Source organism: Streptomyces niveiscabiei (assembly GCF_001419795.1).
Taxonomy (GTDB): domain Bacteria; phylum Actinomycetota; class Actinomycetes; order Streptomycetales; family Streptomycetaceae; genus Streptomyces; species Streptomyces niveiscabiei.
In genome coordinates this window covers 1-6359 of record NZ_LIRL01000358.1, presented here as the reverse complement: position 1 = coordinate 6359, position 6359 = coordinate 1, and the positions used below count along the sequence as shown (strand labels likewise).

The 6359-nt window shown below is 70.5% G+C and carries 5 protein-coding genes and 2 pseudogenes; 3 read left to right on the top strand and 4 right to left on the bottom strand.

Going from position 1 to position 6359, the window contains the following annotated elements; all coding sequences use genetic code 11:
• Nucleotides 1-204: 204 nt before the first annotated feature.
• On the bottom strand, nucleotides 205-1071 hold the full coding sequence (locus AOK24_RS18225; RefSeq protein ID WP_055721138.1) for an ATP-grasp domain-containing protein: 867 nt from the start codon (nucleotides 1069-1071) through the stop codon (nucleotides 205-207).
• Nucleotides 1072-1276: 205 nt separating this feature from the next.
• Here AOK24_RS18225 and AOK24_RS18220 point away from each other — a divergent pair, with 205 nt between their 5' ends.
• On the top strand, nucleotides 1277-2404 hold the full coding sequence (locus AOK24_RS18220) for a MerR family transcriptional regulator (RefSeq protein WP_055721137.1): 1128 nt from the start codon (nucleotides 1277-1279) through the stop codon (nucleotides 2402-2404).
• A 44-nt stretch (nucleotides 2405-2448) separates the two neighbouring features.
• Nucleotides 2449-2688, top strand: a complete 240-nt coding sequence (locus AOK24_RS18215) for a hypothetical protein (protein ID WP_055721136.1) — start codon at nucleotides 2449-2451, stop codon at nucleotides 2686-2688.
• On the opposite strand, the pseudogene AOK24_RS46005 reads toward AOK24_RS18215, so the two are convergent.
• Nucleotides 2689-3565 (bottom strand): annotated as a pseudogene (locus AOK24_RS46005) (helix-turn-helix domain-containing protein). It abuts the gene before it with no gap.
• Between the two features lie 119 nt (nucleotides 3566-3684).
• Between AOK24_RS46005 and AOK24_RS46000 the strand changes: the two are divergent.
• Nucleotides 3685-4468: pseudogene (locus tag AOK24_RS46000) on the top strand (IS5 family transposase); the annotation flags it as partial.
• Nucleotides 4469-4499: 31 nt separating this feature from the next.
• Here the strand turns inward: AOK24_RS46000 and AOK24_RS18205 are convergent.
• Both AOK24_RS18205 and AOK24_RS18200 read right to left on the bottom strand, forming a co-directional pair.
• Complete coding sequence (locus tag AOK24_RS18205) at nucleotides 4500-5225, bottom strand: hypothetical protein (RefSeq protein ID WP_133258251.1); 726 nt, start codon at nucleotides 5223-5225, stop codon at nucleotides 4500-4502.
• 67 nt (nucleotides 5226-5292) lie between these two features.
• Nucleotides 5293-6012: a FadR/GntR family transcriptional regulator gene (locus AOK24_RS18200; RefSeq protein ID WP_055721134.1), complete on the bottom strand. Its 720-nt coding sequence runs from the start codon at nucleotides 6010-6012 to the stop codon at nucleotides 5293-5295.
• Nucleotides 6013-6359 lie beyond the last annotated feature (347 nt).

Sequence of the window (6359 nt, the reverse complement as noted above, 5' to 3'; positions counted from 1 at the left end):
ATATGTGGATAAGAGGCCCCCCTGGAGGGCACCGCCCCCACCCGCTGGGGCCTGTCCTTCACGGCCCCCGACGAGCAGGGGGTACTCCGTCAGGTGGTGGCGGAGTTCACCTGGGGCCTCCTGCAACGGGTCGCGGTCAGAGACTGAACCGGCACACGGCCGGGGCTGAACCGGCGCACGGTCAGGGGCTGAACCGGCCCGCGCTCACACTCGCTCCAGCACGGCCGCCACGACCCGGTCCACCGACCCGGTGTGCAGCGACAGGAACAGGTTCGGCTCGACGAGTTCCAGCTCCATCACGCAGGGCCGCCCGTCGTCCCCGTCGACGAGGTCGACCCGCGCGTACAGCAGCTCCCCGCCCCCGGGTACGGCGGCCAACGCCCGTTCGGTGGTGGCGAGTTCGTCCTCGGTCGGCTCCCACACGGTCAGCCCGGGATGCGCGACCTTCCGCGCGTCGTACGCCGTCCCCAGCGCGAGCACCGCCCCCTTGCGGCTGGCGTGCAGCAGCCGCCCCCCGAAGAACTGGAGCGCCCGCTCCCCCTGCGCGTCGATGCTCCGCACGTACGGCTGGACCATCGCCGTGAACCCCTCGGCGTGCATCCGCGCGATCTGGCGTACGGCGGTGTCGTGGTCGTCGGGCGTGTAGCGGGCGGCGAAGCGCGCACCGGCGCCGGAGGTGGGCTTGACGACGTACTCACTCCCGAGAGGTAGCTCCGCGGTCTCACCCGGCGCCACATACCTGGTGGGGACGGTGGGGACACCGGCCGCCGCCAGCTCCCCCAGGTACCGCTTGTCGGCGTTCCACCGCACGATCTCCGGCGGATTCGCGAGCCGCGTCACGCTCCCGCACTTCGCCGTCCAGGCCAGGAACTCCGCCGACCGCCAGGAGTAGTCCCAGGTCGACCGTATGACGGCGAGGTCGAAGGACGCCCAGTCCACCTCGGGGTCGTCCCAGACCACCGCCTGAGCCTCCGCCCCGGCCGACCGCACCGCCGCGACCAGCCCCGGCAGATCGGGATCGGCGACGACCTCGGGTCCTGGACGGCAGGTGACGAGCGCGATACGAGGCACGGGACCCCTACTTTCGTACGACGGTATGAGCCACAAACGCCCTGCACTGTAGATCCCGGCCCGCGCCCCCGGTCAACACCCGTCCCGTAGCCCTCAGGTACGACGTACCCCTGGCCCGGCGCTTGACCTTCCCCTTCGGTGAAGCCCCAGCATCGACACCGGACCGACCCCGAGCCCTCCGCGGGCCGCACCCCGAAGGAACCGGATGACTCTGCTGACGATCGGCGCCTTCGCCCGGGCCTGCCGCCTCTCCCCCAAGGCCCTGCGCCTGTACGACGAACTCGACCTGCTGCGCCCCGCACAGGTCGAACCCGGCACCGGCTACCGCCGTTACGCGCCGGAGCAGTTGGAACAGGCCCGCCTGGTGGCGTGGCTGCGCCGCCTCGGCATGCCGCTCGCCCTCATCCGCGGCCTGCGGGACCTGCCGCCGCCGGACGCCGCCCGCGAGATCCGCGCGTACTGGTCGCGGGTCGAGGCGGAGACGGCCGTACGCCGCGACCTCGCGGAATTCCTCGTGGACCACCTCTCCGCCCCACCGTCCAGGAAGGACACCACCATGCTCGAACTCCGCTGCCACGCACGCTCCGACCGCGGCCTCGTCCGCCCCGCCAACCAGGACACCGCCTACGCCGACCAGCGCCTCCTGGCCGTCGCCGACGGCTACGGCGCGGCGGGCGACACCGTGAGCGGCGCGGCCGTCGCCGCCCTGCGCACCCTCGACACCGGACGCCTCCCGGCCGGCGGCGTCCTCGGCCTCCTGGAGGACGCCGTCACCTCCGCGACCGAGGCCGTCCGCAACGCCGCCGACGCCGACGCCGACGCCGACCGGGACAGCGGTACGACCCTGACCGCCCTGCTGTGGACCGGCAGCCGCCTCGGCCTGGTCCACATCGGTGACTCCCGCGCGTACCTCCTGAGGGGGACGGGTCTCTTCCGCATCACCCACGACCACAGCGTCGTCCAGTCCCTCCTGGACGAGGGACGCCTCACCGAGGAGGAGGCCCTCTCCCACCCGGACCGCATGCTCCTGCTGAAGTCCCTCGACGGCAGGGGAACCACCACGGGTACTCCCGACCTACACCTCCATGAGGCCCGCCCCGGCGACCGCTACCTGCTCTGCTCCGACGGTCTTACCCGGGTAGTACCCGAGGACCAGATCCGCGCCGTCCTCACGACGGCCACGACCCCGGCCGACGCCACCCGCACCCTGATCGACGCGGCCAACGCGGCAGGCGGCGAGGACAACGTGAGCTGCGTGGTCGCGGACCTGACGGAGACGGCAGAAACGACAGAGACCGCGACGCCGGAAGAGGCCGCAGCGCCGACGGCCTAGTGCCGTGACCGGTATGGTTCGCCGGGTTGCAGGGGAGGAGCGCCGTGTTCGTCGAGATCGTCTTTGCTGGTCTGCCCATTGACCGAGATGAGGTCGAGGAAGCGCTGGACGCCGCGTTCGGTCCGGACGGCGAGGTCACGGGCGCGGGCAGCGGGACGGGTCGCTGTCATCTCGACCTGGAGGTCGAGGAAAACCTCGATCGCGGCCTGGCAATGGAACGGGTGCGCTCCGTGCTGGCCGGGCTCGGCGTGCTGGAGCACGCGACGTTGAACGTCAGCGACTGATCACGCGGCAGCTGGTCGTCCGCCCCAGCGCAGGCCCTTCTCGCTGCGGATGCGAGCACGCTCCCTCCGCTGGGCCGCCAGGACGTCGGGATGCCGGGCGTTCTTGTTGCGCCATCGCAGGTGGGCGTGCGGGGCCCTGGTCTGGACGGTGTGGTTGCGGTGGTGGGAGCTGGCGACGGTGAACTGCCGCAGCGTCCCGAAGTGGGCCTCGATTGACGTAGATCGGGGCGCCATCCGGGCGGGCGGCGCGGATCGACTTCAGCGCGGCCAGAGTGCTGGCGGTGCCTTCGCGGCGGCGGTTGACGCCCCACAGGCGGTCGTCACCGACGGAGTAGCAGCCGTGGAAGCAGGTCACGCCGTGGGTGCGGTGGAAGGTCGCCGGTAAGCGGTTGGGCCTACCCTGCTTTGCCCAGCAGGAGCCGGCGGTGGGCTGGATGCCCAGGGGGCCGAACTCGTCGAAGGCGAAGACCCGGTCCGGGAAGTGCGCCGGCACGTGCTCGATGCGGTCGAGCTCGGCGTCGCGTTCGGGATCGGGCGGCTCTTTCCAGATCTTCGTGCGTTGGAAGGTGATCCCCCGGCGCCGGAGCAGGCACCGTAACGCTTCCCGGCCGATCCGGATCACGCGTCCGTGTACTCGCCCACTGAGGGGCCAGGCAGGCCAGGCCGATCTCGTGAAACCGGTGGATCACCTCCCGCACGGTGTCCTCGTCGGCCTGAACCAGCTGGGCGATCACCGGGACGCGGTTCCCGCCGGCCGAGGCCAGCAGCATCATCGCGCGTCGGTAGCGCACCGAGTTGGTACTGCCCCGGCGCACGATCTGCTGCGCTTCTGTCCTTCCTGGTCGGTCAACCGGCGTACACGGACAGGCTCGGCCACTCGCAGCTCCAGTGATCGAAACGGACGTGACCGCCCATCCAACCGCCCCAGCCACGAACCCGGCGAACCTTCCCGGTCAGAGCACTAGGGCCTGTCCGAGGGGTCGCGTGACAGGCTAGCTGGTAAATCGCACCTTCTTCCGGCAACGGACCGGCATCCCGTGGCGGGACCCGCCGATGCGGTTCGGCAACTGGAAGTACGGTGCATGACAGGCATCGCAGGTGGTCGGCGGATGGCATGTGGGACAGGATCTTGCTGGCCGTCCAGGCAGACGCCGATGCCGAGGGCCGTCTCGTCTGGACGATGACGGGGGTGGACTCGACGGTCTGCCGGGCGCACCAGCACGCGGCCGGTGCACGAAAGCAGCCTCCGCAGGTCCCTGGTCGGCGGAGTCGGCCCGCTCATCATCGGGACGACGAAGGGCTGGGCCGCTCCCGAGGAGGGCTGACCACGAAGATTCATCTGGTGGGTGAAGGCGGGCGGCGTCCGCTGGCCGTGCTGATCACACCGGGGCAGGCAGGCGACGGGCCGCGGATGATCCCGGTGCTGGAGCGCGTCCGTGTGCCGCGCCCGGCCGGCGGGCATCCTCGCACTCGGCCGGACCACCTCAGCGGCGACAAGGCGTACAGCTCCCGCCGCAACCGCCGCTATCTGCGACGTCGGCAGATCAAGCACACCATCCCCGAGCCCCGCGACCAACGATCCCAGCGGCAAAACCGTGGCAGCAAGGACAGTCGGCCCGCCGCCTTCGACCGGGCCCGGTATGCCCGCAGGAACGAGATCGAGCGAACGATCAACGCCCTCAAAGGCTTCCGCGCCGTGGCCACCCGCTTCGACAAACGGGCGTACGTCTTCCACGACACGGTGACTGTCACCGCGATCCGGCTGTGGCTCCGCTCCTGATCCCGGCTCGCTTACTTCCGAATCACCGTGCCTACCGCAGGACTGGGCGGTTGGCGGATGTGTACTCGTCCGCGATGTTGAACACGCTGGCGCAGGGTGGGCATTCGGCCTGGCCGAAGATGTGGGCGATTCCGTCGGCGAGGGCCCCGTGCCCGTCGCGGACGGCAGTTTCGTGCATCCACCGGCCGGTGCCGGAGAGTGCCTCGGGAGACACCGGCCGAAGGTCGCGACGGTCTACGTCGCCCAGGTGCCAGTCCCGGATCGCTGAATAGCGCCCATGGTCACCGATAGCGATCGTCACTTCCACGGCGCAGTGGGGGCAGGCCAGGTGGTAGAAGTCATCCGTGAAGTCCCCCAGGACGGCACTCCAGTGGTACTCCTCCTTGGCCGCGAGCGAATCGAGGAAGGTCGCAAGGTAGTCGGCCGGCCGCGATTGCAAGTGCCGATCCAGCAGCTTGCGGAACTCCGCGATCGCGTCGGCGCAGTCCGCCAGTAGATCGTCGCAGCCGTGGTTTCCTGCCGCGCGTCGCAGGATCGCTCCGGCCAGTCCACGCGCCTGTGCGCTCTCCGAGGCGAGACGCACCAGGCGCGGCAGGGCGGCAAAGCTGGCGGGGAAGACGAGGTCGTGTTCGAGGACCAGTCGGTATCCCAGCTCCTCCCATGCTTCGGCGTTGTCCTCGAGGTCCACCCGTTCCAGAAGCACGGGGACGCGATCGACATCCCCATAGCAGTCGTGCATCCGCGTCCAGTTCACCACCTGAGCATTAAAGCGCCCCCCATGGCAGTCGGGGTGGACCCTCTGTTCCTGACCTACCGGACAGACCCTAGGCGTCCTCGGCCTCCGCCTCGGCCGGCTCCCAGTCCAGCAGCCGCACCTTCGCCACCGTACGGACATGCGTACGCATCGCGGTCGCCGCCTTGCGCGCGTTGCGCTCGGCGACCGCGTCGAAGATGGCCTGGTGCTGGGCCCACGAGCGGCTCGGCCGGCCGGGCTGGCGCAGCGACTCCGTCCGGCTCTCGGCGATCTGCTCGGCGATGGACCGCATGAACTCGGCGAGCAGCGCGCTGTGCGCCGCCGCGGTCACCGCGGAGTGGAAGAGCCGGTCGCCCTCGATGCCGTGCCCGCCGGCCTCGATCTCCTCGGCCATGTGCGCGAGGGCGGCCCGCATCGCGTCGAGGTCCTCCTCGGTGCGCCGCTCGGCGGCGAGTTCGGCGAGTTTCGTCTCCAGCGCCTCGCGCGCCTCCAGCACGTCCGGCAGCCGCCTGCGCCGCTCGACCATCCGGTCGACGGGTTCGACGTCGAGGCTGTCGCGCACGAGGTACGTCCCGCCGCCGTGCCGCGCCTCGACCAGGCCCTGCACCTCCAGGACCACGATCGCCTGCTTGACCGAGGCCCGGCTGACCCCGAGCCGCTGTGCGAGATCCCGCTCCGGCGGGAGGCGGTCCCCGGCGGCGAGTCCGCCGTCGACCACGTACTGCCGCAACCGGTCGAGCACCTGCTCGTACAGGCGCTGCTTGGTCATCGGCCGCAGGGCGTCGTTCACGGGATCCCCCTCTTTCGGGCGGGAGCCTAGCATCGGGAGGTCGGCCCGAAGTGGCTCGGTGGACGAGTGGCTGGGTGGCTGAGTGGTCGAGTGGCTGAGCCAATTCTCGCGCACCCTCTTGACGGCCGTCGAGCGACGCACTCTAATCAGCCGACACAAGAAAGTGGCTGAGCCACTGGACCACTCGCGAAAGTGGCTGAGCCACTCAGCCAATGAACCACTCGGCCGCTGGGCCGCTGGGCCGCTTGGGCGAGTGGCTCAGCCACTCAGCCACCTGGCCACTCGACCAGTCAGCCACTCGACCACCCGGCCACCTGGCCACCCGGCCAGTCAGCCACTCGACCACC